The organism is Sphingomonas sp. Ell38C01, assembly GCF_055231975.1.
In genome coordinates this window covers 616630-642500 of sequence record NZ_JBUYVA010000001.1, presented here as the reverse complement: position 1 = coordinate 642500, position 25871 = coordinate 616630, and the positions used below count along the sequence as shown (strand labels likewise).

Below are 25871 nucleotides of genomic sequence, written 5' to 3'. Positions count from 1 at the left end.
CCGGCAGCCAGATCGTCGCGCAGATCGTGCAATGGGGCGCCACCTTCCTCGTCATCCGGATCCTCGGTCCCAGCGACTATGGCCTGTTCGCGATGACGCAGGTGATCCTCGTCCTCCTGAACATGCTCGACGGCTATGGCCTGGCCAGCGGGCTGATCCAGCAGCCCAGCATCACTCGCCACCAGATCCGCCAGCTGTTCGGAATGCTGCTGCTGCTCAACATCGGGCTCGGTCTCGTCCAGGTCGCGATCGCGCCGCTGGTTGCCGCCTATTTCCGCCAGCCGATGGTCGCCGACCTGCTGCGGGTGCAGGCGCTGCTCTATCTCACGACGCCCTTCATCGCGCTCCCCTATGCGCTGCTGTCACGCTCCATGGAGTTTCGCGGGCAGGCCAAGGCGAACATCGCCGCCTCGATCGCGAGCGCGCTTGCCGCACTTGGCGGGGCACTCGCGGGATTCGGGGTGTGGACGTTGATCCTGGCGCCCGCCGTGCTCTTCACCGTTCGCGCGGCGGGCATGACCTGGGCGGCGCGCTCGCTGCTGTGGCCGTCGTTCGACTTTCGCGGCGCGGGCACCCTCGCGCGCTATGGCGGGGTGATGGCGGCGGGACAGCTGTTCTGGTTCCTCCAGAGTCAGGCCGACGTCTTCATCGCGGGCCGGCATCTGTCGGCGCATACACTGGGGCTGTACACGACCAGCCTGTTCCTCGCGCAGATCTTCGTGTCGAAGATCGTGCCACCGCTCAACGAGGTCGCCTTCTCCGCCTATGCGCGCATCCAGCACGATGCCGCGGCGAGCGCGTCGGCGTTCGTCAAGGCTGTGCGCGTCATCATGGTCGCGGCGCTCCCCTTCTATGCCGGGCTCTGGGCGACCGCCGAGCCGCTGGTGCTGACCGTGCTCGGCACGAAGTGGGGCGGCGCGGTGCCGATCGTCCGGCTGCTGGCGTGCGCGATGCCGTTCATGACGATCCAGGTGCTGCTCGCGCCCGCGTGCGACGCCCGGGGAAAGCCGGGAATCGGCGTCGGCAACGGCGCGGCAGGCGCGGCGGTGCTCGGCATCGCGTTCCTGATCGGAGTGCGATGGGGCGCCACCGGGCTCGCCTGGGCATGGATCGCGGGCTACCCGCTCTATCTCGGCATCAGCCTGTGGCGGTCGCTGCCGGTGATCGGCGTCCGGTTCGGCGCGGTCGCTGCGGCGGTGTTTGTGCCCGCGGGCGCGGCACTTGCCATGGCGATGGCGGTGTGGCGCGTCGATTCCGCGCTGCCCGCGATGGCGACGCTGCCCCGCCTCGCGATCCTCGTCGCGACCGGCGCGGCACTCTACGCCGCGCTGCTGCTGGTGTTCGCACGGCCGCTCCTGCGCGAGTTGCACGCGATCGTCCGGGGTCGACCCGTCGTAATCTAGGCGGGCCGGCTAGGCCGACTGGATGTAGCTGCGCATCGCCTCGGCATCCGCCTCGATCCGGTCGATGCGGTACTTGACGAGGTCGCCGATCGAGACGAGCCCGATCACCCGGCCGTCCTGCACCACCGGCAGGTGCCGGATCCGCCGCCGCGTCATCAGCGACAGCGCCGCCATCACGGCATCGTCCGGCGCCACCGTCAGCGCGGGCGTCGTCATCACCGCGGACACCGGCTGCGTCATCGCATCCTCCGCGCCGCTCGCCAGCGCATGGATCACGTCGCGTTCGGAGAAAACGCCCGCGACCGCGCCGTCCGCCATGACCGGCACCGCGCCGATGCGTCGCCCGGCGAGCAGCGCCACCGCCTCCGCCACGCTGGCGTCGGGCGCGATCGACACGACCTCGCCGCCTTTCGTTCCCAGGATCGCCGCGATCGTCATGGCCTCTCCTCCGTCTGGCTGTGTTCCCGCTGGCAGCGTCTCACGTTCTGGCGCAGATGGCAAAGCCATGCCGCGACTCGACGATCCCGACTATGCACGCTTCGCCTGGGCACGGTTCCGCGCGATCATGGCGGCCATGATCGTCGTTGCGGTCGCCAGCGCTGGCGTCGCGATCGCCTGGATCGCGGCGGAGCAGGGGCCGCTCGGCTGGGTGACGATGCTCGCCACCTTCGGCGGGGTCGCGGGATCGGTGCTGATGGCGGGCGCGCTGATGGGGCTCGTCTTCCTCAGTTCGGGGACCGGCCATGACGAGGATGTCGCGGCGGGCGAGGACCGATAGGCGCGCGACACGCGAAGCCGGATCGACGTTCGACCGCGACGATGATGCGGGATCGTCGGCCGTCACCCCGGACCTGATCGGGATCGATACCGTCGGGACATGGAACCATCGGTCCCCGGCAAAGGCCGGGACCCGGTCCGGAGCCCACCATTCTCGAGCGCGGTGCTTCGTCACGGCGTCCCGTCGCAACGGGGCGCCGGCCTTCGCCGGGAAGCGATCCGTGCCCGAGCGGGGCTCATCGCGTCCCGGCCCCACGATCGCAAAAAGGCCGGCCGTGCACGCTGCACGACCGGCCTTTTTCCTACCGATAACCCGGCCGGGCCTCAGCCCGCCTGCACCTCGGCGGCGGACGGGCGCCCGCGGCGGCGGCGGGGCTTCACCTCGGCCTCGCCATCGTCGCCCGCCTCGGATGCGGACGAGACCGAGATCCCGAGCGACGGCGGCAGGCGGTCCGCATCGAAGGTCGCGGGCGGCGCTGCGTCCGCCACCTCCTCGCGCACCTTGGGCGGGCGACCGCGACGGCGCGGCGCGACCGGGGCGTCCTCGCCGACGGCCGCGACATCGGTCACCGGCTGCGACGGCTGGACCGGCTCGACGGGCGCGACGCGATCGTCGGGCCGCTCATGGGACGGCGCGGGCGCCTGCCCTTGGCCGTTGGCCTGCGCGGGACGGGGCTCGCGCCGCGGCGTGTCGTAGCGCTGGCCGCCGTCGTTGCGCTGGCCCCCCTCACTACGCTGACCGTCATTGCGCTGGCCATCGCGACGCCCTTCGCGCCGCGGCTGATCGTCGCGCCTGGGCCGGTCGTCGCCGCGCGAATCGTCACGCTGGGCGGTATCGCGCTGGCCCGTGTCACGCTGCACGTCATCACGGCGCCCGTCGTCGCGGCTGTCGCGGCGGGGTTCGTCGCGACGCGCATCCTGGCGCGAATCCTCGCGGCCCTGCGGCATCTCGTCGCCGCGCATCGGCTCGCCCTCGTCGCCATAGTCGTCGCCGTCGTCGTCGAACGAATCGGCCTGCTGGCGGCGCTGCTGCTGCGGCTGCTGGTCCTCGAACCGGCTGCGCTGCTCGCTTAGCACACGGAAATAATGGTCCGCGAACTGGAGGTAATATTCGGTGTTGACCCGATCGCCCTGACGCTGCGCATCGGCGGCGAGCCCCTTGAACTTCTCGAGAAGCTGGGCCGCATTGCCGCGCGCGCGATTGTCGATGCGATTGCCGGTGTCGCGCCCCTGGCCGCCCTGGCGGGGCGCGTTGCCGCCGCCATTGTTGCCACCACCGCGACCGCGACGGCGGCCGTTCTGACGATTATTGATCAAGCGTGTGTCCTCGTCCTCGAAACCAGATCCGGCCTTACTTCGAACAAGTGAGCTCCGAACATGCGTAAGCGCCCCGGCCGGTAGCCCGCGCCTTCTGCGGCGCGGCCGGCCTGCCACGGTCGCCGGACTGCAGCGACATCATGACGAAGGGTGCGGGCACCCGCCCAAATTCAACACCGTGTGTCGAAAATTGCGTGCCCCTTCCCTGCCATAGCGAGCGCGGACGGGTTCTCAAAGCGAAATATTGGTGCCGCGGCCGGTGGCGTCACGTCACGACGAGGCAGCGCGGCAGCCCCGCCAGGTCCTCGCACAGCGCCACCGCCATATCCTCCGCGCGAAACAGCGTGGCGGCCGCATCCGCCTGCGTCGCACCGATCTCGATGCACGCCACCCCGCCCCGCGCCAGCTGCGCGCGCAGCCGCGGCGCGATCGCCCGATAGTCGTCGAGCCCGTCCTCGCCCGCGAACAGCGCAGAAACCGGCTCGTAGGCCACCACTTCGCGCGGCAGGTCCGCCCCCGCCTCGATATAGGGCGGGTTGCACAGGATCAGGTCGTGGACCTGTCCATCGCCGTCCCAACCACCCGCGACGATCGTCGCGCGCGCCGCCATCCCCAGCCGCGCCGCGTTCGCGCGCGCGATCTCCAGCGCCGCCGCGGACGCATCGATGCCGACCCCTGTCGCATCGGGCCATTCGGCGAGCGCCGCCAACAGCAGCGCGCCCGACCCCGTCCCCAGGTCGAGCACCCGCGCCGGCCCCGGCGTGCCCGCGAAATGCGCCACTGCCGCCTCGATCAGCGTCTCGCTGTCCGCGCGCGGGACGAGCACACCGGGTGCGACCGCAAGCTCGATCGTCCAGAACGCGCGGGTGCCGGTGATATACGCGATCGGCTCGTGCGCGGCACGGCGCTCGACCAGCGCGGCGAACGCGTCCGGCACGCCGTCGTCGAGCCGCCCGAGCAGCAGCGCCTCGCGCGTGACGCCCATCGCGTGTGCCATCAGCAGTTCCGCGTCGAGGCGGGAGGTGTGCGAGAAGGCGAAGCGGGCGGCGGCGTCGATGACCGCGCGACGGGCGGTTGCAGGCATCCTGCTACCCTGCCCGCCGCGGCAAAGCCGCCCTTCGACTGCCTGCCTGCGGCAGTCGCTCAGGACAGGCTTTGTCGGTCGAAGCAGCGCTTCGCCGGCCGCGCTTGCGCGAGCCCTGCCGCGGCAGGTGGCACGCCGCGCTACGCCGCATCCAGCGTCGCGAGCCGTTCCGCCTCGTCCTCCGCGATCAGCGCGCCGACCAATTCGCCCATGTCGCCCGCCAGGATCTCGGGCAGCCGGTGGAGCGTCAGGTTGATCCGGTGATCGGTCACCCGTCCCTGCGGGAAATTATACGTCCGGATCCGCTCCGAGCGGTCGCCCGACCCGACCATCGATTTGCGCGCGCCCGCCCGCTCGGTGTGAAGCCGCTCGCGCTCCGCCTCGTACAACCGCGTCCGCAGCACGCGCAGCGCCTTGGCCTTGTTCTTGTGCTGCGATTTCTCGTCCTGCTGGATCACGACCAGCCCGGTCGGCAGATGCGTGATGCGCACCGCCGAATCGGTCGTGTTGACCGACTGTCCGCCCGGCCCCGACGACCGGTACACGTCGATCCGCAGGTCGCGCGCCTCGTCGATCTGGACGTCGACCTCCTCCGCCTCGGGCAGCACCGCGACCGTCGCGGCGGAGGTATGGATCCGCCCCCCGCTCTCGGTGACGGGCACGCGCTGGACGCGGTGGACGCCGCTCTCGAACTTCAGCTTCGCGAACACGCCCGTTCCCGTCACAGACGCGACGACCTCCTTGAACCCGCCCGCATCGCTGTCCGACGCGGAGATCAGCTCGACGCGCCAGCCCTGCCCCTCGGCATAACGCTGGTACATGCGGAACAGGTCGCCCGCGAACAGCGCCGCCTCGTCGCCGCCGGTCCCTGCGCGCACCTCGAGCATCGCCGACCGCTCGTCCGCCGCATCGCGCGGCAACAGCGCGAGCGCGAGGCGCCGGTCCGCCGCCTCCAGCGCGGCCTTGTTCTCGTGCAACTCCTCCGACGCCATCTGGCGCAGCTCGGGATCGCCGTCCTCGGTCATGAACGCGAGGCTCTTCGCCTCCGCGCGCAACCGGCGCACCTCCGCCGCCGCCCCTGCGACGGGCTCCAACTCGGCATATTCCTTCGACACCTGCACGAAGCGCTCGCCGCCCAGCTCGCCCGTCGCCATCAGCGCCGACAATTCATGCAACCGCGCCTCGATCTGCGCGATCCGATCGGGGGAAATCTGCGTCATGCCGCCCGCCCCGAACACGACCGAACGAACGGCGAAACCCGTACCCCGGCGAAGGCCGGGGCCCAGCCCCGCAAGGACATGCGCGACAGCGCATTCGGCGCGACGCGCCGAGCCTGGACCCCGGCCTTCGCCGGGGTGACGGGATGTGAGACCATCAGGATATCCACCCGCCCGAGCGCAGCACATCGTCGACCGCCGGTCCGGCCTGCGCCTTGTTCAGGACACGCGGCACGACCACCGCAGCCTCCTCCAGATACCGCAAGGACACCGTCGCATACGGCTCCATCTTCAGCGCCTTGTCATAGCGTTTGCGAGGCGACCCCGTGACGACCGCATCGGCCGACACGCCGGACCGACGCAACAGCGCGAGGATCGCCGGCGCAACGCCCGCCGCCCGATCGTCCTCCACCACGACGACCACGTCGGGGCGAGCCTCTTCCACCCCATCCACCAACATCGCCAGCCGCTCGACCCCCGCCGCCCAGCCGACCCCCGCAGTCGCCGGTCCGCCCAGCGACTCGACCAGCCCGTCATACCGCCCGCCTGCCAGCACCGTCCCTTGCGCGCCCAGCCGGTCGGTGACGAACTCGAACGCGGTGTGGCGATAGTAATCCAGCCCACGCACCAGCCGCGCGTTACGCGTCCACGCGACCCCCGCCGCATCGAGCCCCGCGGTCACCGCCTCGAAGAACGCGCGCGCCTCGGGCGTCAGATACGCATCGATATCGGGCGCCGCATCGGCGATCGGCCGGTCGCGCAGATCCTTCGAATCGAGGATCCGCATCGGATTCTTTTCGAGCCGTTTCAGCGAATCCTCGCTCAACTCCCCCCGATGCGCCTCGAAATGCGCGACCAACGCCGCGCGCCACGCCTCGCGCGTCTCGGCATCGCCCAGCGTGTTGAGCTGGAGCGTCACCCCGTCCGATATGCCCAGCTCGCGCAACAGCTGGTCCGCCATCACCAGCAGCTCGACATCGGCGGCGGGTTCGGGCGCGCCGATCACCTCGGCGTCGATCTGGTGGAACTGGCGATACCGCCCCTTCTGGGGCCGCTCGTAGCGGAACACCGCGCCCGACGTCGCCAGCTTCAGGGGCGCATATTGCTGCCACCCCTCGGTCAGGTACGCCCGCGCGATTCCCGCGGTGAACTCGGGGCGCAGCGTCAGCAGGTCGCCCCCACGGTCGGGAAAGGTGTACATCTCCTTCGACACCACGTCGGTCGTCTCGCCGATGCTCCGCGCGAAGACCTGCGTGTCCTCGAACATCGGAATGTCGACGCGCTGGAAGCAGTAGAGCGCGCGCACCCGCTCGAACGTGGCGAGCACATGCGCGAAGCGCCGCTGCTCCTCGCCGAAGATGTCTTGGGTGCCGCGAACGCGGCGGGGGGTTTCGATACGGGCCATGATCGGCGGTGTCTATGCGAGCGCGCGGCGTTGCGCTAGCGCGTGAAAGCATGAGCGAACCCGTCCGCTGGTGGGGCCTTGGCCAACGCATCGCACCGCCGCGGTTCGTGCTGTTCCTGATCGTCTTCCTCGCGGGCCTGACGCTGGCCATCCCGGCGTTCGGCGCGGGTCGCGGGACGATGGTCGCGTTCGACGCCGCCGCGCTCGTGTTCCTTGCCGCGATCGCCACGCTGCTGCGCCACGGCGAGGCTGCGCGGATGCGCGCCGCCGCCCGCGCCAACGATGCCAACCGCGCGGTGCTGCTCGGGTTCAGCGGGTTGACGATGGCGGTCATCCTCGTGTCGGTCGCCAAGGAGCTGGAGGGCCGGAACGACACGCTCGCAATCGTCCTCGTCGTCGTCACGCTGGTGCTGGCGTGGCTGTTCTCGAACACGATCTACGCGCTCCATTATGCGCACCTCTATTATCTCGCCGACGGCGCGGGCGACGCGAAGGGGCTCGACTTCCCGTCGTGCGACACCCCCGATTACTGGGACTTCGCCTATTTCAGCTTCACGCTGGGGATGACGTTCCAGACCAGCGACGTCACCGTCACCGCCCGGCGGATGCGCCGCGTCGTCATCGGCCACTGCCTCGCCGCGTTCGTCTTCAACATCGGCGTGCTGGCGTTCACGATCAACGTGCTCGGCGGCGGGGGCTGATCGATCGCGCGAAGGCGCGAGGACGCGAAGGGTCTTCTGGTTCACGCGGAGGCGCGGAGAAGAAAAGCGGCGCAGCCTTCACCCGATACCCGCCCGAACCGCCGCCCCGAAGCGGGCCTCCTCCGCGCGTTCGCACGCCCTCCTGAAAACCCAAGGCACTGGACGGCCGTCCTTTCCGCGGCGTAGACCTGCGCGCTTTCCCGTCAAGAAAGCCGCCCATGATCCGCACGCTCGCTGCCGTCTCCCTCCTCGCCACCTCCGCGCTCGTCGCGGTTTCGTCCGGGGCGCAGGTTCCGCAGGGCAACACCGCGCCGCAGCCGCTGCCGATCGTCGACACCATCCCCGCCGCCAGGGACGTCGCCTTTCCCGGCACGATCATGCTCGACGTCGACGCCACCGACACCACCCGCGGCATCTTCCGCATCGTCGAGACGATCCCGGCCCCGCGCGCCGGCCCCATGGTGCTGCTCTACCCGAAATGGCTGCCCGGCAACCATTCGCCGACCGGCCAGGTCGAGAAGCTCGCCGGCCTCGTCATCAAGGCGAACGGCAAGGTCGTCCCCTGGACGCGCGACCCGGTCGACGTCTTCGCGTTCCATATCGATGTGCCCGCGGGCGCGAAGTCGATCGAGGCGACGTTCCAGTTCATCTCCGCGACCAAGTCCGAACAGGGCCGCATCGTGATGACGCCGACGATGATCTCGCTCCAGCCGAACAGTGTCAGCCTGTATCCGGCCGGGTATTTCACCCGCCAGATCCCCATCCGCATGACGGTGAAATACCCCACCGGCTGGACCGCCGCCGGCGCGGTCCCCGCCAAGGTCGCGGGCTCGACCTACGCGTACGACAAGACCAACTACGAGATCCTCGTCGATTCTCCCGTTCTCGCGGGCCGCTACGGCAAGGTCTGGCCACTGTCCCCGCGCGTCAACCTCAACGTGTTCGCCGACGACCCCGCACAGCTCAATGCCACGCCCGCGCAGATCGACGCGCACAAGCGCCTCGTCGATCAGGCGGTGAAGACCTTCGGCGCGCAGCATTACGACAAATACGAGTTCCTGCTGTCGATCACCGACAGACTGGGCGGGATCGGGCTCGAGCATCACCGTTCGAGCGAGAACGGCGTGACCCCCGGCTATTTCACTCAATGGGACGCCGGCCCCGGCCGCCGCAACCTGCTCCCCCACGAGTTCACCCACAGCTGGGACGGGAAGTTCCGCCGCGGCGCGGATCTGTGGACGCCGGATTTCCGCACCCCGATGCGCAACTCGCTGCTGTGGGTGTATGAGGGGCAGACGCAGTTCTGGGGCTATGTCCTCCAGGCGCGCTCGGGGCTGGTGTCGAAGCAGGACACGCTCGACCAGTACGCCGCGATCATGGCGCTCTACGATTCGCAGCCCGCGCGGGCATGGCGCGACCTGCTCGACACCACCAACGATCCGATCATTTCCAGGCGTGCGCCCAAGGGCTGGACCAGCTGGCAGCGCAGTGAGGATTATTACAACGAGGGCCTTCTCGTCTGGATGGACGTCGATTCGCTGCTCCGCGAAAAGTCGGGCGGCACGAAGTCGATCGACGATTTCGCGCGTGCCTTCTTCGGCGTGCGCGACGGCGACTGGGGCGAGCTGACCTACACGCTCGACGACGTCGCCGCGACGCTTGGCGCGATCCAGCCCTGGGACTGGAAGGCGTATCTGACGAAGCGGCTGACCGAGCACGCCGCGGGCGCCCCGATCGAGGGCTTCGCGCGCAACGGCTACAAACTGATCTACACCGCGCAGGCGACGCCGTCGTTCAAGGCGAACGAGAAGACGCGCAAGATCACCGATCTCACCTGGTCGGGCGGCCTCGTCGTCGGCGAGGGCGCGACGAACAAGGGCGAGCTGACCGGCGTCACCTGGGGCGCGGCGGCATTCGACGCGGGGCTGACGGTGGGCACGGTGATCGTGTCGGTCGACGGGCAGGCCTATGCGGCGGATGCGCTGCGCGGCGCGATCGCGGCGGCCAGGGGCACGAAGACGCCGATCACGCTGATTGTGAAGAATGGCGATGCGTACCGGTCGGTCGCGCTCGACTATCACGACGGGCTCCGTTACCCGCGGCTCGAGAAGACCGGCGCGGGCGACGGTGGCCTCGACAGGCTGCTGGCCCCCCGCTGATCGTTTTCGGATCGCACACCAGGTTCAGTCAAAGGATTCGCATGCGCATCGATCTCATCCCCGTCGGCAAGTCTCCCCCCGACGATCTCAACGTCATCATCGAGGTGCCGACCGGCGGCGAGCCGGTGAAGTACGAGTTCGACAAGGCGTCGGGCGCGCTGTTCGTCGATCGCATCCTGCACACCCCGATGCGCTATCCGGCGAACTACGGCTTCGTCCCGCACACGCTGTCGCCCGACGGCGATCCGCTCGACGCGCTCGTCATCGCGCGTTCGCCCTTCATCGCGGGCTGCGTCGTGCGCGCACGCCCGATCGCGGTGCTGAACCTGGAGGACGAGGCCGGCGGCGACGAGAAGCTCGTCTGCGTCCCGGTCGATTCGACCTTCCCCTATTATTCGAAGGTCGACGGCCGCGAGGGGCTGCCCGAGATCGTGTTTGAGCAGATCGAGCATTTTTTCACCCACTACAAGGATCTGGAAAAGACCAAGTGGGTCCGCGTCGGCAAGTGGGGCGACGCCGAGGAAGCGCGGCAGATCACGCTCGAGGCGATCAAGCGCTACGAGGACGCCAGGGACAAGGGCGAAGAGCCCCACAACCAGGACGACATCGCGGGGCGCTGACGCGTCGTCGTTTCCCTTTCACCCGTCATCGCCGCGCAGGCGGGGATCCATCTCCCGAGGCCAGATCGCCCACGACGGTCGTTTTCGATGCGACCATCACGAGATGGATCCCCGCCTGCGCGGCGATGACGACCGGCAGACTCACCCGTCCTCGGCCAGCCGGTCGAGCGCATCCCCCGTCACCCGGTTGACCCGCCAGTCCTCCATCGGCACCGCGCCGAGCGACCGGTAGAACGCGATCGCAGGCGCGTTCCACGTCAGCACCGACCATTCGAACCGCGCGCATCCGCGGTCCTTCGCGATCTTCGCCAGCCGCTTGAGCAGCAGCGTCCCCGCGCCGGTCCCGCGCGCCTCCGGGGTCACGTACAGGTCTTCCAGATACAGCCCGCGCCACCCGGTCCAGGTCGAGAAATTGTGGAAGAACAGCGCCATGCCGATGGGCCTGATCCCGTCAGGGCCGTCCTGTTCGGCGATCAGCGCCTCGGCCGCGGGGGGCGAAGAGAACAGCGCCTCCGCCAGCAGCGTCTCGGTCGCGACCACCTTGTCGGCCTCGCGCTCATATTCGGCGAGTTCGTGGACGAAGCGCAGGATCGTGGCGACGTCGTCGGGTCGCGCGAATCGGATATGGGTCTGGGTCATGCCGCCGCCTCTACCGCAGCCTGCGCGATGTCGCGACGCCGCGCGGCGTACAGGCACGCGACGACGATCACCCCCGCGCCCGCCAGCGTCCACGCCGACACCCGCTCCCCGAACACGAACCAGCCGAGCAGCGCCGCATAGACGAACGAGGTATATTCGGTCGTCGCCAGATACCCCGTGTCGCCATGCCGGTACGCCCAGGCGAGCAGCATCAGCGATCCGGTCGCGAGGCACGCGCCGATCACGATCTTGGGCCATTGCTCCGCACCCGGCACCACCGCCAGCCACGGCGCCGCCAGCGCCAGCAGCAACGCGAACACGCCCGACTGGAAGAACGCGATCTCCCCAGCCGACGCCGCCTGCGACTGCACCCGCGCGATCACGAGGTTCACCGCATACAGCACCGCCGACGCCAGGATCGCGATCGCGCCGGTGAACGCCTCTGGGCCGAAGTCGCCCCGCGACTGCGCCGTCATCACGATCGCCACCCCCGCCAGCGCCGCGGCCGAGGCGACCACCACGCGCCGCGCCACCCGCTCCCCCAGCACCAGCGCCGCGAGCAGCAGCGCGAGGATCGGCGCGATGTAGGTCAGCGCGATCGCCTGCGCCATCGGCACCCGCGCCAACCCCCAGAAGAACAGCACCGCCATCGCCGTCGTCACCCCGCCGCGCAGCAGGTGGATCCGGAGCGTCCGCGCATCGGGCCATCGCGCCCCGCCCGCGATCCACGCCCCGCCGCCCAGCGCCGCGCTCAGCATCGTCCGCCACAACAATGCGTTGTAGACGCCCAGCGCGAGCACCAGCGACTTCATGAACGCATCCATGATCGAGAACAGCCCGATCCCCGCAGCCGCGACCGCAAAGGCGAGCGCGGGGGAGATGAAGCGCACGCCGCTCACCGGATCAGCCGGATGTCGATACCCAGCGCCTGCGCCGCCAGGGTCATCCGGCGATCCCCGGTGAAGATCGGCAGCGATTTCGCCTTGCCCAAGGCAAGGCAGGCTCGATCGCCGAGCGACGAACCGAAGGGCCGGGTCGGCTCCCGCAAGTCGGCTGCCGTCAGCGCTGCGCGCAGATCGAACGACACCACGTTGATTTCATAGCTGCGCAGAACCGCGACAACGGCCTCGGCGCTCGCGCCCCGTTCGACACCGCGCGCACAGCACTCAGACACGTTCACCGCGGACATGAAGCTGCCGCGAATGCTGTCGGAAACCATCCGGTCACCCGCCTCGGCCAGCATCAGCGCCATCACGGCGGATGAATCGACAACGATCATTCCTCGCCCCAATCGGCGCGCCGCTCCTTCAGAAAGGTGTCGACCGTGTAATCGGGACCGAAAACTTCCCGCGCCCAACGCTGCGACTCGCGGATCACCTGATCGAACGTCCTGATCGAAAGCCCGCCGTCCTCCCGCTCGATCACGAGCGAGTCGCCGTCCTTTATTCCGAGTTCCCGCCGCAGGTCCGCAGGAATGACGATCTTGCCGCCTGCGATCACCTTCGCATGATAGGTCATGGCGCCTCCTTCAGGACCTGCGCCATAGCACGAGACCTACTCCGCCGCCACCGGCACCGCCGCCTCGACCGCCTCGATCTCCGCCGCCTTGGCCTCGACCAGCTTCACGATATGGTCGATCATCCCTGCGTCCTGCACGTGATGATCGGTGACGCCCGACAGATACACCATGTGCTTGCCGTTGCCGCCGCCGGTGATTCCGATATCGGTTTCGCGCGCCTCTCCCGGCCCGTTGACGACGCAGCCCAGCACGCTGAGCGACATCGGTGTGCGGATATGCTGGAGCCGCTCTTCCAGCGCCTGCACGGTGCGGATCACGTCGAACCCCTGCCGCGCACACGACGGGCACGACACCACGCGCACGCCGCGGTTGCGGATGCCCAGCGCTTTCAGGATCTCGAATCCGACGCGCACCTCTTCCTCTGGTTCGGCAGAAAGCGAGACGCGGATCGTGTCGCCGATCCCGAACCACAGCAGCGATCCGATCCCGATCGCCGATTTCACGGTGCCGCCGACGAACCCGCCAGCCTCGGTGATGCCCAGGTGGAGCGGGCAATCGACCTGCTCCGCGAGCTGTTGGTACGCGGCCACCGCCAGGAACAGGTCCGACGCCTTCACCGCAACCTTGAATTCGTGAAAGTCGTGATCCTGCAACAACTTGATATGGTCGAGCGCCGACTCGACCAGCGCGTCGGGACACGGCTCGCCATATTTCTCCAGCAGATGTCGCTCGAGCGAGCCGCCGTTGACGCCGATTCGGATCGCGCAGCCGTTCGCCTTGGCGGCGTCGACCACTTCCTTCACCCGCGCCGCGGAGCCGATATTGCCGGGATTGATCCGCAGGCACGCCGCGCCCGCATCCGCCGCCTCCAGCGCGCGCTTGTAGTGGAAATGGATGTCCGCGACGATCGGCACGCGGCTGGCGCGGACGATCTGCTTCAGCGCCGCGGTCGATTCGACGTCGGGGCAGCTGACCCGGATGATGTCGACCCCGGCGTCCTCGCACCGGCGGATCTGGTCGATCGTCGCCTTCGCGTCGCTGGTCGGGGTGTTCGTCATCGTCTGGACGGTGACGGGTGCGTCGCCGCCGACGGGGACATTGCCGACCATGATCTGGCGGCTCGGACGACGCGCGATGTCGCGCCAGGGACGGATGGACATGGGCGTCCCTATACAGCGTCCCGGCACAGGCGGCAAAGGCCCGATGGCGCCGCCGCGTCAGGGATATGTTGCGCCGGCGTCGTCAATGATATTGACTGTGCGCGATGGCGCGGCCGCCATGCTCGCCGACATTTCGAGGAGACAGACCATGCGTATCTTCATTGCCGTCGCGCTGATCGGCGTCGCCGCTCCCGCATTCGCGCAGGCCCCAGCCGCCAAGCCCGCGGCGGAGAAGAAGATCTGCAAGGCCGAAGCCGAGACGGGTTCGCTCGTGAGGAAGCGCAAGCAGTGCTTCACCAGCAGCGAATGGGCGCGACTTGCGGAATCGCAGCAGACCGGCGCGCGCAAGCTGATCGACGATCTCCAGACGCGGCAAAGCGGAAACTAGCGCTCGCCGCAGGGTCGATCCGATTGACGGTTCCGCTTGCGCCCCGCCCGGTCGCACGGGATAGCGTCCGCTCGAACCCGAGCCGGAGCCCTGCATGATCGATCCCAGAAGCTGGACGCTCGCGATCCACGGTGGATCCGGCGCCATGGCGCGTGACAATACCGCGCCCGCGCAGGAGGCCGCCGCACGCGCAGGACTGGCGTGGGCACTTGACGCGGGCGCGGCGGTGCTGTCCGCCGACGGAACCGCACTCGACGCGGTCGAGGCGGCGGTACGCGTGCTGGAAGACGATCCGCACTTCAACGCCGGGCGCGGCGCCGCCTTCGCCTTCGACGGGTCGATCGAGCTCGACGCCGCGATCATGGACGGCAGGACCCGTGCGGCGGGCGCGGTCGCCGCGGTGCGCGCGACGAAGAACCCCGTCACCCTCGCGCGCCGCGTGATGGAGGCGACCCCGCACGTCCTGCTCGCGGGCGGCGGGGCCGACACCTTCTCCGCCGAACAGGGCCTGGAGCAGGCCGGCGCGGACTGGTTCGCGCTGCCCGAACGCGCCGCGCAGCTCGCGCGGATGAAGGCCAGCGCGGACTGGTTCGACGTCGACATGAAATACGGCACCGTTGGGGCGGTCGCGCGCGACGCGCACGGCCATGTCGCCGCCGCCACCTCGACCGGGGGCGTCACCGGTAAGCGCTGGGGCCGCATCGGCGATTCGCCGCTGATCGGCGCGGGCACCTTCGCCGACGATCGCGCCTGCGCGGTCTCCGCGACCGGATCGGGCGAGTATTTCATCCGCGTTGGCGCAGGTCACGAAATCGCCGCGCGCATCCGGCTGTCGGGCGAGTCGATCGAAACCGCGACCCGCGCGGTGCTGGCGGAGATCGCGGCGCTCGGCGGCAAGGGCGGCATCATCGTCGCGGGCGCCGGCGGCGACCTGTTCTGGCACTTCACGACACCCGGCATGTACCGCGCCCGCGTCGATGCGTCGGGCGCGCGCGCGGTCGCGATCTACGGCGACGAATGACCGCCTGGCGCTACTGCCCGAACGTTCCCGGGCGATAGAGCAACGTGATCGCCACCCGCCGGTTGCGCGGGTCCATCGGGTCCTTGACCACCATCGGCTCGCGATCCGCGACGCCCTCGATGCGGTTGAACCGCGTCTCCGGGATGCCGCCCAGCGCGAGTCGGCGGCGCGTCGCCTCGGCGCGACCCGACGACAGCATCCAGTTGTTCATCGCGCGCGGATCGCCGAACGGCACGCTGTCGGTATGCCCGCGGATCATGATCGGGTTCGCCATCGGCGCGACCGATTGCGCGACCAGCCCGATCAGCGACGCGGCGTCGCCCTCCAGCGCGGTCGTGCCAAGCGCGAACATCGAGTAATCCGCGTCGTCGACCAGGTCGATCCGCATCCCGTCGCGCGTCATCACGAAATGGATGTGCTTGCCCAGCTTCGCCAGCGCCTTGCTCGCTGCGATCCGCGCCAGAACTTCGCGGCGCATCGTCTCGAAATTCTTGCGATCCTCCGCCGCGGTCGCGCTCGCGGACTTGAGCGAGCCCTTGTCGCCCTGCCCCACCTGCGGTCCGCCGCTCGATTCGACCGGGGTGGCCATCGCCTGGAGCGCGGACTGGCCCGCCTTGGGGCCGATCCGGTTCTCGCTCGTCAGCGATTCGCCGCCGCCCGGCCCCACCCCGCCGACGCCCAGCGTCCGCGTGTCGAGCAGCGTCGGCGCGAAATAGTCCGCGATGCCCTTGCGCTGCTTCTCGGTCGTCGCGCCCAGGATCCACAGCAGCAGAAAGAACGCCATCATCGCGGTGACGAAATCGGCATAGGCGACCTTCCAGGCGCCGCCATGATGCCCGCCGCCGCCCTCGATATAGATCTTCTTGTAGATGATCTTGGGCGGCACGTTGGTGCCGTGCGGAGCGCGCGCCATGGCGTTACTTGCCCCGAAGCCCGTCGAACACCTCGGCGAAGCCGGGCTGGTTCTTGTGCGCGATGCCGCTGCGCGCGGCCTCGATCACCAGCGGCTGCGGGTGGCCGTGGAGCGAGGCGATGATGATCTGCTTCACCACGGTATAGATCGCGGCATCGGCGTCGATCACCTGTTGCAACCGGTTCGCCAGCGGCGAGACCATGCCGTACGCCAGCAGCACGCCCATGAACGTGCCGACCAGCGCGGAGCCGATCATCTCGCCCAGGATCGTCGGGGGCTTGTCGATCGAGCCCATCGTCTTCACGACGCCCAGCACCGCCGCGACGATGCCCAGCGCGGGCAGCGCATCGGCCAGGCTGGTCAACGTGTGCTGCGGCCCGGCGACCTCGTGGTGGTGCGTCTTGATCGAGTTGTCCATCACCTCCTCGACCGCGTGGACGTCGAGCGTGCCCGACGAGACGACGACGAGGCGCAGCGTGTCCGCGATCAGGTTGACCAGCGTATGGTCCGCCAGCAGCCGGGGATATTCGGCGAACACCGCTGACGACTTGGGATCCTCGACATGCGGCTCCAGCGCGATCGGCCCGTCCATCCGCAGCATCTTCATCAGCTTGCTGACCAGGAAGATGACGTCGAGATAGTCCTGCTTCTTGTACTTCGGTCCCTTGAAGACCTTGGCAAGGCCGCCGCCGACCGCCTTCAGCTCCTTGCCGGAGTTGCCGATGATGAGCGCGCCCGCCGCCGCGCCGCCGATGATGAGCATCTCGTGCGGGATCGCATGCATGACGGGGCCGAGCGCACCGCCGGTGATGGCGAATCCGCCGAACACCATGGCGAAGAGAACGACGAGGCCGATGGCCGGAAACATCTGTGTCCCCCCAGGGAAGGCTGCCGCGTCGATCGCGGCCCTACGATGATGGTTAACCGCGAAGGGTAGCCAATCGGTTACCAGACTGCGAAAATCTGCCGGGCACTCCGCTCAGCGCAGATAGTCGAACAGCGACAGCGCCTGGAGCTTCGAGAAGCTGGCCTGCGTCGCCGACAGCACCGTCATCGTCTTCTGGAGCTCCAGCGTCGTCGCGACGAAGTCGTTGTCTTCGATGCCGGAGCGCGCTTCCTCGCGATTCGTCGCGGTGGTCTGCATCTGCCCCGCAAGCAGCTCGATCCGCGCGCCGCGCGCGCCGACCGAGGCCTGCGTGGTGACGGTCTGCTCGTCGACGGTCTTGAGGTCGCCGATCGCGGAGGCCGCGGCGTCCGCGATATCGCCGGTGCCGCGCAGCGCGGCGACCAGCGCGGTGATGATGCTGCCCAGGTCACGCGCGTCGGCGCCCGTGCCTACCGTCAGGAAGGTCGATGCGTTCGCACCGGTCGCGACCGAATCGCCGTCCGCGACGGGGATCGTCGCCGCCTTGCCGGCCGCGAAGGTCAGCGCGCCGTCGACGCCCTGCGTCACCGCCTTGTCGTCGCCCGCACCGCCGAACAGCGGCGCACCGCGCGCATCGGTGCCGTTGGCCAGCCCGACGATGTTCGCCAGCACCCCCTCCAGCCCCACCGCGATCGCCTCGCGCGTGCTCGCGTTCTGCGTCCCCGAATTGGCGCTGATCGCCAGTTCGCTCGCGCGCTGCACCTCGGTGATGATCGCCGTCAGCGACGAATCCGCCTGCGCCAGCGATTCCTTCGCGACGTTGACGTTCGCGGCATAGGCCTTGTCGTTGGCACCCGCCTTGGCCAGCCCCTGCAGCCGCTGGTACGCGACGCTGTCGTCGGACGGCGCGAGCAGCTTCTTGCCCGTCGAGTTCTGGACGTTCAGCCGGTCGGTCTGCGCCGACAGCGCCGCCATCCGCGACGCGGTCCGGTCATAGAACAGGTTGGTCGAGAGATTGATCGTCATCAGCGGATCTCCAGGATCGACTGGAAGGTGTCTTTCGCCACCTGGATGATTCGGCTCGACGCTTGGTACGCCTGCTGGAAGCGCAGCAGGTCGACCGCCTCGCTGTCGAGGTCGACCCCGGTCAGCGCGTCGCGCGACGTGATCGCGCCGTCGCGGATCGCGCCCTGCGCCTCCGCGATCGTCCTGCGGCTGGCGATCGTCGCGGCGTTGGTCGCGACCGTCGTCGTCAGCGTCGCCTCGAACTTGCCCGAGGTCCGCAGCGTATCGAAATTCGCGAGGTTCGCATTGTCGCGCGTCCCGCCGCCGACCGCGGCCGCCGCGATCCCCGCCGGATCGGCGAGCACCAGCGTCATCGCGGTGGGATTGGTCGCGTCGGCGGCGGCGAACATGTCCGCGCCCGGTGCATTGCCCTTCAGATCCTGTCCCGACGCCTGCGCGGCGTTGACGCCCGCGACGAACGCGGTCGCCAGCTCGTCGAGCGCCCCGCGCGCCGCGGCGATGCGCTGCACGCCGTCGGTGACGCCCGCCAGCGCACCGCCATTGGGGGTCAACGACGACGTCGCGCCCTCGCGGTGGACCGCGAACGACACCGCGCCCTCGTCGTTGCGGACATAGGTGACCTGCGCGGGCTCGCTCGCTGGCGCGACCAGCGTCGGGCCGGTGATGCCCCCCGCGCGCACCGTCACGCGTCCGATCGCGTCGGCGCTGACGTTGACGTCGACGAGCGCGCTCATCTGGTCAAGGATCTGGTCGCGCTGGTCGGCGAGCGACGCCGCCGCTGCGGTGCCGATCGCGACGCGGCCGAGCCCGTCATTGACCTTGGCGAGCGACGCGGAAAGTGAGCCCAGCTGCGCGGTCGCCTGTTCGGCGGTCGCGTCGAGTTCGGTCGCGGCCTGCGCCAGCGCGGCGCCGGTCGCGGTGAACGCCGCCGCCACCGCCGTGCCCTGCTCCAGCATCGTCGCGCGTGCCGCAGTCGAGGTCGGGTCGGCGGCCAGCGTCCTGGCGGAGTTGAAGAACGCCGTGACGCGATCGCCCAGCTGGTTGCCCGTCAGCGACGTCTGGATCCGGTCGAGCCACACCGAGCCCGCCTCGGTCTTCGCGAGATCGGCGCCCGCGCTGCGCACCGCGGCGGACTTGAACTGGTCCGCCGCACGCCCGATCCCGGTGACCGCGACGCCGTTGCCGTTCTGCACCGCCGACGACGCCATCCCGCGATCCGGCGCGGCGATCTCGCTCAGCGTCGTCGTGCGGCGCGCATAGGCGGTGTTGCCCGCGTTCGCGATGTTCTCCGAAACCGTGCCGAGCGCGGTCTGGTACGCGCGGACGCCCGACGCGCCGATGCCGAGCAGGTCGCTCATGGCGACGTGCCCGGTTCATCGGCAGCGGTGGCGCTTTGCGCCTTGGCGAGGAAATCGGTCATCGCCTTGCCGATTCCCATCGGCGCGCTTTCGGCCATGGTCTGCGCGATCTTGGTGTCCTGCATATCGCGGAACGTGTCGAGCGCCTTGGATTCGAACAGCGTGTCGCTCAACTTGGCCGCACGCATCGATTTCAGCATCATGCCGGTGAACACCGATTCGAACTGGTCGCCCGCCTTCTTCAGATTGGTCTTCGAATCGATCCTGCTGAGGCCCGACGCGACGCCGGTGGTTCCCGTGATGGTGTTGGCGATCTGGGTCATAGCACGATCAGCTCCGCCTTCAGCGCGCCGGCTTCCTTCAGCGCCTCGAGGATCGCGACCAGGTCCGCCGGGCTTGCGCCGATCGCGTTCACCGCCTTGACGATATCGGCCAGCTTGGGGCCGGGCTGGAGCAGGAACATCGGCTTCTTCTCCTCGTCGACCGCGATGCCCGACTTCGTCGTCACCGCCGTCTGGCCCCCGCTGAACGGCGCCGGCTGGCTGACCCGCTGGTTCTCGTCGATCCTCACCGTCAGCTTGCCGTGCGTGACCGCGGCCGGGCCGACGCGGACCGCACTGTTGATAACGACCGTACCCGTGCGGGCATTAACAATTACTTTTGCCGAGGGCTCGGCCGCGGTCGCATCGAGATTCTCGATCGCGGACATCAGCGTCGCGCGCGACTGCGCACCCACCGGCGCGCGCACCGAAACCGAGACGGCGTCGATCGCCTGCGCGGTGCCGAAGCCGAGCTTCTGGTTGATCGCCCCCGCCACGTTCTGCGCGGTCGTGAAATCGGCGCGCGCCAGGTTGAAGGTGAGCGTCGGCGCATCCTCGAATCCGGTCGCGACCGCGCGTTCGACGGTGGCGCCCTCCGGGATCCGCCCGGTCGAGGGGATGTTGATGACGATCTTGGAGCCGTCCGCGCCTTCCGCGCCCAGCCCGCCGACCGCCAGGTTGCCCTGCGCCATCGCATAGACCTGCCCGTCCGCGCCCAGCAGCGGCGTCAGGATCAGGCTGCCGCCGCGAAGGCTCTTGGCCTTGCCCATCGACGCGACGGTGATGTCGAGCCGCTGGCCGGGCTTGGCGAACGGCGGCAGCTCCGCCGTCACCATCACCACCGCGGCGTTCTTCAGCCCCGGGTTGATGTTCGCGGGCAGCTGCAACCCGAACCGCGAGGCGACCGCCTTCACCGACTGGACGGTGTATTCCAGATTGTCGTCCCCAGTCCCCGGCAGACCGACGACGATGCCGTATCCGGTGAGCTGGTTCGAGCGGATGCCCTGGAACCCGCCCAGGTCCTTGATGCGATCGGCATGCGCGGGCGCCGCGACCAACATGGCCGCCGCGAGCGTCGCGAGAAGCGAGGAAAGGAAACGGATCATGTCGGTCAGCCTGCGCATGCCATGGTTAACCAATCGTCAAAACGGGCTGACGACGGAGAAGAAGCGGCTGAGCCACCCCTGCCGGCTCGATCGCGCGAGGTCGCCCTTGCCGGTATAGCCGATCTGCGCGTCGGCCACGCGGGTCGACGGCACGCGGTTGTCGCGGTCGACGTCGGCGGTGCGCACGATCCCCTTGATCCGGACGAACTCGTCGCCGCGGTTCAGCGTCACGCGCTTCTGCCCCTGCACCAGCATCGTGCCGTTGGGATAGACCTCCGCGACCGTGACCGACACCTCGCCCGACAGCGAGTTCGCCTGGTCGGTGGTGCCGCCGCCGTTGAAGTTGCGGTTGCCGCTGATGCTGGCGTCGGTCTTGCCGAACAGCGCGAGGTTGCCCGTCGTCGGCGGGGTGATCGACAGCCCACCGCTCGAATCGAGCTTCGCGTTCGCCGATTTCGACGCCGCGGTCCGCTCGACCAGCACGATCGTCAGCGGATCGCCCACCTTCTTGGCGCGCCACCCCTCGTACAGCGCGGCATAGCCCGACGCCGCCTGGAAGATCGCGCCGTTGGCGGGCGCCGCGACCGGCTGTGCCAGCGGCGCGCGCTGCGCGGTGAAGTCCTCCGCCGGCTTCTTCTTGCCGAACAGCCCGGCCTCGGCGGGCGCGGGCACGAACGCGGCCGCGACGAGCGCGAGGCTCGCGACGCCGAGGCCGATCTCGACCCAATAGTCGGAGAAGGGATTGGGGGCACGGGTTGCCATGTCTGGAATGCCGATCAGATGTTCTGGTTGACGTATTTGAGCATGTCGTCGGTCGCCGAGATCATCTTGGAATTGACCTCGTAGGCACGCTGCGTCTCGATCATGTCGACCAGCTCCTCGACGACGTTGACGTTCGACGCCTCGAGCATGCCCTGCCGCACGCGCCCGCGCCCGTCCTGCCCGGGAATGCCCAGGTTCGCGGTGCCGCTCGATCCCGTCTCGCGCAGGTAGTTGTCGCCAGTGTTCTGGAGGCCTGCCGCATTGGGAAAGCTCGCGACCTGGATCTGCCCCAGCTGCTGCGATTCGCTCTGCCCGGGGATCGTCGCGGAAACGGTGCCGTCGGTGCCGATCGTGATCGCGGTCGCGCCCTCGGGCACGGTGATGCCGGGCATCACCTGATAGCCCTCGCTCGTCACCAGCAGCCCCTCGGGCGAGCGGCTGAAATTGCCCGCGCGCGTATAGCCCAGCTCGCCGCCGGGCAACTGCACCTGGAAATAGCCGTCGCCGTCCAGCGCCATGTCGAGGCTGTTGCCCGTCGTGTTGAGCGAACCCTGCGTATCGATCCGCGCAGTGCCCTGCACGCGCACGCCGGTGCCGAGGTTCAGCCCGGTCGCGTATTTCGTCTCCTGCGTCGACTGTGCGCCGGGCGCGGTGACGACCTGGTACGCCAGCGTTTCGAATGCGGCGCGGTCGCGCTTGAACCCGGTGGTGTTCACGTTGGCGAGGTTGTTCGAGATCACCCGCATGCGCGTATCCTGGGCGTCGAGCCCGGTCCGCGCGATGTGCATGGCAGCAGAGGTCATGTCCTAAATCCTTGTCAGCCGGGCAGGCGCATGGTGGATGCGCCGCTCTCGTCCATATCCTTGGCCGATTTCATGAGGTTGGCCGAAACCTCGTAGCTGCGCTGGTTCTCGATCATGTCGACCAGCGCCTGCGTCATGTTGACGTTCGATCCCTCCAGCGCGCCGCCCTGGACGGTCGCCGCCAGATCCTCGGGCAGCGCGCCCCCGCCGCGCACGCGCAGCAGGTTGTCGAGCCCCTTCACCGTGTCGCTGCCCTTGGTGGAGGACAGCTTGATCTTGTCGACGATCTGTATGTCGGCGGCGGTGCCGCCCTGCGGCACGATCGAGATCGAGCCGTCCTTGCCGATCGTCAGCGTCTGGTACGGCGGCAGCGTGATCGGGCCGGAGCCCCCCATCACGAGGAAGCCGTCCCCGGTCTGGAGCGTCCCCGACGGGCTGACCGACAGGTCGCCGCGCCGCGTATACGCCTCCGATCCGTCGGACGCCTGCACCGCCATCCACGTGTCGTTGCCGACCATCGCGACGTCGAGCGGACGCCCGGTCTGGTTGAGCGCGCCGGGCGAGCGATCCGCGTCGGTCACCTCTTCGGAGGTCGGCGCACGCGCGGAGATCTGCGTCTTCCCGTCGGTCAACAGGATCCGGTCGAACACGACGCGGTCGGCCCTGAACCCCGTGGTCGACACGTTCGCCATGTTGTTGGCGATCGCCGCCTGCGCGGCCATGTGCGCGCGCAGGCCCGTCGCCGCGGTGTAGACCAGCTTGTCCATTTACCTCGCCTCCGTCCCCACGCCCGTTCGCACTGAGCTTGTCGAAGTGCTGCCCTTCTTCGGAAGAAAGGACAGGGCTTCGACAAGCTCAGCCCGAACGGAGGATAGGGTGGTTCGCATCACTCAGATCAGCTGCGGATGTTGAAGATCGTCTGCGAGATCTGGTTGGCGGTATCGAGCGCCTTCGAGTTCGCCTGGAAGTTGCGCTGCGCCGCGATCAGCCCGACGAGTTCCTCGGTGATGTCGACGTTCGATCGCTCGATCGTGCCCGACATCAGCTTGCCCATCCCGCGCTCGCCCGCGGAGCCCAGCGTCGCCTCGCCCGAGATTCCGGTCGACGACCAGTAGCTGCTGCCCAGCTGGCGCAGCCCCGACGGGTTGGCGAAGTTGGCGATCGATACCTTGCCCAGCGACTGGACGTCGCCGTTCGAGAAGCTGGCCTTGACGACGCCCGCCTCGTCGACGGTCACGCCCTCCAGTTGGCCCACCGCCTTGCCGTCCTGCGTCTTGGCGACGACGGTGAAGGGCGATGCGGTCTGCTTCGTCGCGGTGCCGTAGTCGAGCTTCACCGCCTGCGCCGCGCTCGCGCCGGCAGGCGTGAAGCTGTCGAACGTCGCGGTCTGCCCCGCGGTCAGCGCGCCGCTCTGGTCGAACGTCAGCGTCTGCTTCGGTTCACCCGCCACCTTGAGCGGCACGTCGCCGACGAAGCTGTAGGCGGACCAGGTGCTGGTCGTCGCGGTCGCCGACGGCGCGGTCTCGCGCTTGAAATAGGTGGTCATCGTCTGCGGATTGCCGTCGCCGTCATAGATCGTCGTCGCGGTCGACTGGTTGTAGCTGGTGGCGTCGAACCGGTCGAAGGTGGCGGTCGCGGGGATCGCGGCGCTCGACGACAGGTTCAGCGTGGTGTTGACGTTGGCGGTCGCCTGCGCCTTGCCGCTCGTCGCGGGCAGCTTCAGGCTCACCATCCCGTCCGCGCCGGTCGCGACGACCGCGCCCGATCCGTCGACCGGATAGACCTGCAGGTGGCTGCCGTTGCCGTCGACGACGTTATGGTCGGCGTCGACCATGAAGCCGCCGTTGCGCGTATAGTTGATCGTGGCCGATTCCGCATTGGGCTTCACCGCGAAGAACCCGTCCCCCGAGATCGCAAGATCGAGCGCGTTCGACGACTGGGTGAAGTTGCCCTGTCCGAACTGCTGGCGGTTCGCCTTCACGACGGTGCCCGATCCGACCATCTGCGTCGGCGACAGCGACACCGAAGACGCGATCACGTCGGCGAACTCGGTCCGCGACTTCTTGAAGCCGTTGGTCGCGACGTTCGCCAGGTTGTGCGAGATCGTCGACATGTCGGTCTGCGCGGCCTGCAGGCCCGAGAGCGAGGTATAGAAGGACATCGGGGGTTACTCCTCAGGAACGGTTGGAAGCGGGAATGGGGGGCGATCAGCCGATCTGGCGGACCGCGGTAACGGGAATCTCGCCCAGCCCCGGCAGCGTCAGCACCGCCTTGCCGGTGGTGGTCGACACCGACTGGACGGGCGCCCAGACGAGGTTGGTCGCGGTCACCGGCTTGCCGGCGTCCTGCGCGGTGACGGAGACGGTGAAGGGCCCGGTGCCGGCATCGTCGCCAGCCTCGGTCTTGCCGTCCCAGTCGTAGCTGGCAGTGCCCGCGGCGCGGCTGCCGAGATTGAGCGTCTTGAGCGTCGCGCCGTTGGCGTCGGCGATCGTCACCTTCACCGCGGTCGCCGCCGCGCCCAGCTCGACCGCGCCGGCCAGTCCGCCCGAGGAGCGGCCATAGGCGGTCGCGCCCGGTGTCAGCACGGTCTTGCCGATATAGCTCACCGCATCGCCGGTCGTCGTGGCGCCCAGCTTGTCCGAGATCGCCTTGAGCGTCGTCGACATCTCCGAGATGCCGGCCAGCTGCGAGAACTGCGCCATCTGCGCGACCATCTGGGTATTGTCGACGGGGTTGAACGGATCCTGGTTATTCAGCTGCGCGGTCATCAGCTTCAGGAAATCGGCCTGCCCCAGCGTGGTCGAGGCGTTCGCCGAGGTGGTCGTCGTCGTGGTCGTCGCGGCGCGCTTGATGCCGAGATTGCCCAGCGTGGTATCGAAGGCGGTGGCCATGATCCTAGCGTCCCATCTTGATGGTATCGATGATGAGGCTCTTGGCCGTGTTCATCACCTCGACGTTGTTCTGGTAGCTGCGCGCGGTCTCCATCATGTCGACCAGCTCGCGGCTTTCATCGACCGCGGCCTCGAAGACGTTGCCGTCCTTGTCCGCCATCGGGTTGGCGGGGTCGTAGCGCTTGGTCGGCGCCTCGCCCGCGGTCACGATCTGCTGGACGTCGACGGTCGACAGCCCGGTCGCCTTGTCGAAGCTGGTGCGGAACACCGGCTTCATCGTCTTGTACGCCGCCTCCGCGGTGCTCGCGACGCCGCCGGCGTTCGCCAAGTTCGACGCGGTCGTGTTCATCCGGGTCAGCTGCGCGCTCATCGCGCGGCCCGCGACCTGGAAGATCGTCATGGGGGTGTTCGCCACGG

At 68.9% G+C, this 25871-nt stretch carries 29 protein-coding genes (1 of these 29 running past the window's edge); 7 read left to right on the top strand and 22 right to left on the bottom strand.

The window, feature by feature from the left end; all coding sequences use genetic code 11:
- On the top strand, window positions 1-1403 hold the 3' portion of the coding sequence (locus tag ACV7NO_RS03150) for a lipopolysaccharide biosynthesis protein (RefSeq protein WP_463404574.1). Its footprint begins 88 nt before the window's first position; only the last 1403 of its 1491 coding nucleotides appear in the window; its start codon lies off the left edge, out of view; its stop codon occupies window positions 1401-1403.
- A gap of 9 nt (window positions 1404-1412) precedes the next feature.
- Here ACV7NO_RS03150 and ACV7NO_RS03145 read toward each other — a convergent pair whose 3' ends face one another.
- Complete coding sequence (locus ACV7NO_RS03145) at window positions 1413-1841, bottom strand: CBS domain-containing protein (RefSeq protein ID WP_463404573.1); 429 nt, start codon at window positions 1839-1841, stop codon at window positions 1413-1415.
- A 67-nt stretch (window positions 1842-1908) separates the two neighbouring features.
- Here ACV7NO_RS03145 and ACV7NO_RS03140 point away from each other — a divergent pair, with 67 nt between their 5' ends.
- Window positions 1909-2181 carry a hypothetical protein gene (locus ACV7NO_RS03140; protein ID WP_463404572.1) on the top strand — a complete coding sequence of 91 codons (273 nt, stop codon included), beginning with the start codon at window positions 1909-1911 and terminating at the stop codon, window positions 2179-2181.
- 323 nt (window positions 2182-2504) lie between these two features.
- Here ACV7NO_RS03140 and ACV7NO_RS03135 read toward each other — a convergent pair whose 3' ends face one another.
- The 4 genes from ACV7NO_RS03135 to hisS form a co-directional block, all read right to left on the bottom strand.
- Window positions 2505-3497 (bottom strand): DUF4167 domain-containing protein, encoded by a 993-nt coding sequence (locus tag ACV7NO_RS03135; RefSeq protein WP_463404571.1) that lies wholly within the window; start codon window positions 3495-3497, stop codon window positions 2505-2507.
- Between the two features lie 265 nt (window positions 3498-3762).
- A complete protein-coding gene (prmC, locus tag ACV7NO_RS03130; RefSeq protein WP_463404570.1) occupies window positions 3763-4581 on the bottom strand; it encodes a peptide chain release factor N(5)-glutamine methyltransferase in 819 nt (272 codons plus the stop codon).
- 140 nt (window positions 4582-4721) lie between these two features.
- Window positions 4722-5801 carry a peptide chain release factor 1 gene (gene prfA, locus ACV7NO_RS03125; protein WP_463404569.1) on the bottom strand — a complete coding sequence of 360 codons (1080 nt, stop codon included), beginning with the start codon at window positions 5799-5801 and terminating at the stop codon, window positions 4722-4724.
- 154 nt (window positions 5802-5955) lie between these two features.
- Window positions 5956-7203 (bottom strand): histidine--tRNA ligase, encoded by a 1248-nt coding sequence (gene hisS, locus ACV7NO_RS03120; protein WP_463404568.1) that lies wholly within the window; start codon window positions 7201-7203, stop codon window positions 5956-5958.
- A 50-nt stretch (window positions 7204-7253) separates the two neighbouring features.
- Here hisS and ACV7NO_RS03115 point away from each other — a divergent pair, with 50 nt between their 5' ends.
- From ACV7NO_RS03115 to ppa, 3 genes are all read left to right on the top strand, one after another.
- Window positions 7254-7904 (top strand): DUF1345 domain-containing protein, encoded by a 651-nt coding sequence (locus ACV7NO_RS03115; RefSeq protein ID WP_463404567.1) that lies wholly within the window; start codon window positions 7254-7256, stop codon window positions 7902-7904.
- Window positions 7905-8122: 218 nt separating this feature from the next.
- On the top strand, window positions 8123-10063 hold the full coding sequence (locus ACV7NO_RS03110; RefSeq protein WP_463404566.1) for a M61 family metallopeptidase: 1941 nt from the start codon (window positions 8123-8125) through the stop codon (window positions 10061-10063).
- 41 nt (window positions 10064-10104) lie between these two features.
- On the top strand, window positions 10105-10683 hold the full coding sequence (gene ppa, locus ACV7NO_RS03105; RefSeq protein ID WP_463404565.1) for an inorganic diphosphatase: 579 nt from the start codon (window positions 10105-10107) through the stop codon (window positions 10681-10683).
- Between the two features lie 141 nt (window positions 10684-10824).
- Here the strand turns inward: ppa and ACV7NO_RS03100 are convergent, their stop codons facing one another.
- Genes ACV7NO_RS03100 through ispG form a run of 5 tightly spaced genes read right to left on the bottom strand, consistent with a single transcriptional unit; the run spans window position 10825 to window position 14001 of the window.
- A complete protein-coding gene (locus ACV7NO_RS03100; RefSeq protein ID WP_463404564.1) occupies window positions 10825-11322 on the bottom strand; it encodes an N-acetyltransferase family protein in 498 nt (165 codons plus the stop codon).
- Window positions 11319-12221 carry a DMT family transporter gene (locus ACV7NO_RS03095; protein WP_463404563.1) on the bottom strand — a complete coding sequence of 301 codons (903 nt, stop codon included), beginning with the start codon at window positions 12219-12221 and terminating at the stop codon, window positions 11319-11321. The genes ACV7NO_RS03100 and ACV7NO_RS03095 overlap by 4 nt, the downstream gene beginning before the upstream one ends.
- Complete coding sequence (locus tag ACV7NO_RS03090; protein ID WP_463404562.1) at window positions 12218-12601, bottom strand: type II toxin-antitoxin system VapC family toxin; 384 nt, start codon at window positions 12599-12601, stop codon at window positions 12218-12220. The genes ACV7NO_RS03095 and ACV7NO_RS03090 overlap by 4 nt, the downstream gene beginning before the upstream one ends.
- Window positions 12598-12840, bottom strand: a complete 243-nt coding sequence (locus ACV7NO_RS03085; protein ID WP_463404561.1) for an AbrB/MazE/SpoVT family DNA-binding domain-containing protein — start codon at window positions 12838-12840, stop codon at window positions 12598-12600. The genes ACV7NO_RS03090 and ACV7NO_RS03085 overlap by 4 nt, the downstream gene beginning before the upstream one ends.
- A 36-nt stretch (window positions 12841-12876) precedes the next feature.
- Entirely contained in the window at window positions 12877-14001 is a 1125-nt protein-coding gene (ispG, locus tag ACV7NO_RS03080) for a flavodoxin-dependent (E)-4-hydroxy-3-methylbut-2-enyl-diphosphate synthase (RefSeq protein ID WP_463404560.1), read from the bottom strand.
- Between ispG and ACV7NO_RS03075 the strand changes: the two genes are divergently transcribed.
- The gene (locus ACV7NO_RS03075; protein ID WP_463404559.1) at window positions 13976-14389 is read left to right on the top strand and encodes a hypothetical protein; all 414 of its coding nucleotides are present in this window, start codon (window positions 13976-13978) and stop codon (window positions 14387-14389) included. The two genes, ispG and ACV7NO_RS03075, sit on opposite strands and share 26 nt — an antisense overlap.
- Before the next feature lie 94 nt (window positions 14390-14483).
- Complete coding sequence (locus ACV7NO_RS03070) at window positions 14484-15410, top strand: isoaspartyl peptidase/L-asparaginase family protein (protein ID WP_463404558.1); 927 nt, start codon at window positions 14484-14486, stop codon at window positions 15408-15410.
- Window positions 15411-15420: 10 nt separating this feature from the next.
- Here the strand turns inward: ACV7NO_RS03070 and ACV7NO_RS03065 are convergent, their stop codons facing one another.
- The 12 genes from ACV7NO_RS03065 to flgC all read right to left on the bottom strand — a co-directional run bounded on the left by ACV7NO_RS03065 (window position 15421) and on the right by flgC (window position 25854).
- Window positions 15421-16323 (bottom strand): flagellar motor protein MotB, encoded by a 903-nt coding sequence (locus ACV7NO_RS03065; RefSeq protein ID WP_463404557.1) that lies wholly within the window; start codon window positions 16321-16323, stop codon window positions 15421-15423.
- A gap of 4 nt (window positions 16324-16327) precedes the next feature.
- The gene (gene motA, locus ACV7NO_RS03060) at window positions 16328-17191 is read right to left on the bottom strand and encodes a flagellar motor stator protein MotA (protein ID WP_463404556.1); all 864 of its coding nucleotides are present in this window, start codon (window positions 17189-17191) and stop codon (window positions 16328-16330) included.
- A 111-nt stretch (window positions 17192-17302) separates the two neighbouring features.
- Entirely contained in the window at window positions 17303-18214 is a 912-nt protein-coding gene (locus tag ACV7NO_RS03055; protein WP_463404555.1) for a flagellin N-terminal helical domain-containing protein, read from the bottom strand.
- A complete protein-coding gene (gene flgK, locus ACV7NO_RS03050; RefSeq protein ID WP_463404554.1) occupies window positions 18214-19572 on the bottom strand; it encodes a flagellar hook-associated protein FlgK in 1359 nt (452 codons plus the stop codon). The genes ACV7NO_RS03055 and flgK overlap by 1 nt, the downstream gene beginning before the upstream one ends.
- Window positions 19569-19895, bottom strand: coding sequence for a rod-binding protein (locus ACV7NO_RS03045; RefSeq protein ID WP_463404553.1), 327 nt, complete (start codon window positions 19893-19895; stop codon window positions 19569-19571). Before ACV7NO_RS03045 ends, flgK begins: the two co-directional genes overlap by 4 nt.
- Window positions 19892-20998 carry a flagellar basal body P-ring protein FlgI gene (locus tag ACV7NO_RS03040; protein WP_463404552.1) on the bottom strand — a complete coding sequence of 369 codons (1107 nt, stop codon included), beginning with the start codon at window positions 20996-20998 and terminating at the stop codon, window positions 19892-19894. Before ACV7NO_RS03040 ends, ACV7NO_RS03045 begins: the two co-directional genes overlap by 4 nt.
- 36 nt (window positions 20999-21034) lie before the next feature.
- Window positions 21035-21760 (bottom strand): flagellar basal body L-ring protein FlgH, encoded by a 726-nt coding sequence (locus tag ACV7NO_RS03035; protein ID WP_463404551.1) that lies wholly within the window; start codon window positions 21758-21760, stop codon window positions 21035-21037.
- A gap of 14 nt (window positions 21761-21774) precedes the next feature.
- Window positions 21775-22563, bottom strand: a complete 789-nt coding sequence (gene flgG / locus ACV7NO_RS03030) for a flagellar basal-body rod protein FlgG (protein WP_463404550.1) — start codon at window positions 22561-22563, stop codon at window positions 21775-21777.
- Between the two features lie 14 nt (window positions 22564-22577).
- Window positions 22578-23330, bottom strand: a complete 753-nt coding sequence (locus tag ACV7NO_RS03025) for a flagellar basal body rod protein FlgF (protein WP_463404549.1) — start codon at window positions 23328-23330, stop codon at window positions 22578-22580.
- 128 nt (window positions 23331-23458) lie between these two features.
- Complete coding sequence (locus ACV7NO_RS03020) at window positions 23459-24724, bottom strand: flagellar hook protein FlgE (protein WP_463404548.1); 1266 nt, start codon at window positions 24722-24724, stop codon at window positions 23459-23461.
- A gap of 46 nt (window positions 24725-24770) precedes the next feature.
- Window positions 24771-25454 (bottom strand): flagellar hook assembly protein FlgD, encoded by a 684-nt coding sequence (locus ACV7NO_RS03015; RefSeq protein ID WP_463404547.1) that lies wholly within the window; start codon window positions 25452-25454, stop codon window positions 24771-24773.
- Between the two features lie 4 nt (window positions 25455-25458).
- Entirely contained in the window at window positions 25459-25854 is a 396-nt protein-coding gene (gene flgC / locus ACV7NO_RS03010; protein ID WP_463407267.1) for a flagellar basal body rod protein FlgC, read from the bottom strand.
- Window positions 25855-25871: the final 17 nt, after the last annotated feature.